Here is a 1,845-nt window from a genome sequence, read left to right as displayed (position 1 = left end):
GGACTTTATCGCTCATTACAACCACAGACGCTGTCACACCGCCTCGAACAACCTGCCGCCAGCCATCTTTGAAAAGCTAGCGGCGTAATACTCCTACAGAATGGTCTAAAAAAACTGGACCACTTCAGCCCCGCTCCTACAGGGGATCGTATTGTGACCAAACACTTCGCCCTCTGTAGGAGCGGGCTTGCCCGCCTGGCCAAAAAAAACGCCAACCCGAAGGTTGGCGTTTTTTCACGAAGCGCTTAGCCAATCATTCCGGCTTGCGACGCCCAAAACCCGGACGCTGGCCCGAACCGGCCGGTGCGCCACGGCGCTTGCCCGAAGGCTTGTCACCGTCGACCAGTTTGATGGCTGGACGTTTCGGCGCAGGCTTGGCCGGACGCTTGGTGTCGGCCGGGCGATCGGCGACCGGCGTACCACGGCCTTCGCCGCGCTCGGTACGGCCGTTGGCCGGACGTGGCGTGCGTGGACCGCGCTCGCCGTCCTGACGGGCAGCAGGCTTGCGACCCGGACGCTCGCCTTCGATCTGCGGCTCGCGGCTGGCACGTGGCGCAGCAGGTGCGGCAGAACCGTCAGCGGCAGGACGCAAGGTGCGCACACGCTCGGTCTTGGCCATCGGACGCGACGACTTGCGCTGCATCCGCTCAAGCTTGTCCTTGCTCTTGGCGTTCATTTGCGGCATCGCCACCGGCGTCAGGCCGACCTCGGCACTCAGGATGTCGACTTCGTACTGGCTCATTTCGCGCCAGCGACCCATCGGCAGGTCGGAGTTGAGGAAGACCGGACCGAAACGCACGCGCTTCAGGCGGCTGACCACCAGGCCCTGGGATTCCCACAGGCGACGTACTTCGCGGTTACGGCCTTCCATCACCACGCAGTGGTACCAGTGGTTGAAACCTTCGCCGCCTGGCGCCTGCTTGATGTCGGTGAATTTGGCCGGGCCGTCTTCGAGGACCACGCCGGCTTTCAGGCGCTCGATCATCTCGTCGTCGACTTCGCCACGCACACGTACCGCGTATTCGCGGTCCATTTCGTAGGAAGGGTGCATCAGGCGGTTGGCCAGCTCACCGTCGGTGGTGAACATCAGCAAGCCGGTGGTGTTGATGTCGAGACGACCGATGTTGATCCAGCGACCTTCTTTCGGGCGCGGCATCTTGTCGAACACGGTCGGACGGCCTTCCGGATCGACACGGGTGCAGATCTCGCCATCGGGCTTGTTGTACATGATCACGCGGCGGACCGACTCGGCGGCCTCTTCACGCTTGATCACCTTGCCATCGATGGTGATGGCGTCGTGCATGTCGACGCGCTGGCCAAGGGTGGCGTCTTTGCCGTTGACCTTGATGCGGCCGTGGCTGATCCAGGCTTCCACGTCACGGCGCGAGCCGACGCCGATACGGGCGAGGACTTTCTGCAGTTTTTCGCCTGCTGGGCCGATTGGCTGGTCGTCTTGCTGGTCTTTGATACTCATCTGGGCACCTCCCGGTGTGGTCTGAAAACTGGGTACTTGGGCGAAGGGATCGCCGAAGGGTCGCGAATCATACGCGCATGAGGGCGTTTGCGCATCAGAGACTAGCTGATAGGCGCAAGGTTATTTGTTTTTCCGCTGGCCGGTGGCGCCACTTTCCTGCCAACACATAACCCTGTAGGAGCTGGCTTGCCAGCGAAAGCGGTGGGCCAGCCACCAGAGATGTCGGCTGAGATTGTCTCTTCGCGGGCAAGCCCGCTCCTTGTATGTTGGCCCTGACTCCAAGGGGAAAGGTTACGCTCAAGGCGTCATACAACAGCAAGTGCGTTTCTGGGGGAGGCCGATCGCTCCTGAAGGCAGGATTTGCTCCTGAC

General features: G+C 61.9%; 1 protein-coding gene. It reads right to left on the bottom strand.

The window, feature by feature from the left end; all coding sequences use genetic code 11:
* Nucleotides 1-253: 253 nt before the first annotated feature.
* Nucleotides 254-1,474 carry a 23S rRNA pseudouridine(2605) synthase RluB gene (gene rluB / locus J1D76_RS27785; RefSeq protein ID WP_421141557.1) on the bottom strand — a complete coding sequence of 407 codons (1,221 nt, stop codon included), beginning with the start codon at nt 1,472-1,474 and terminating at the stop codon, nt 254-256.
* Nucleotides 1,475-1,845: the final 371 nt, after the last annotated feature.

Source organism: Pseudomonas sp. NFX15 (assembly GCF_049132105.1).
GTDB lineage: Bacteria > Pseudomonadota > Gammaproteobacteria > Pseudomonadales > Pseudomonadaceae > Aquipseudomonas.
The sequence above is the reverse complement of the archived record's forward strand: the minus strand, read 5'-3'. Positions and strand labels throughout refer to the sequence as shown.

Bases quoted from the DNA above. Each gene is read 5' to 3' on its own strand.
- rluB (WP_421141557.1), bottom strand. From the start codon at position 1,474: ATGAGTATCAAAGACCAGCAAGACGACCAGCCAATCGGCCCAGCAGGC.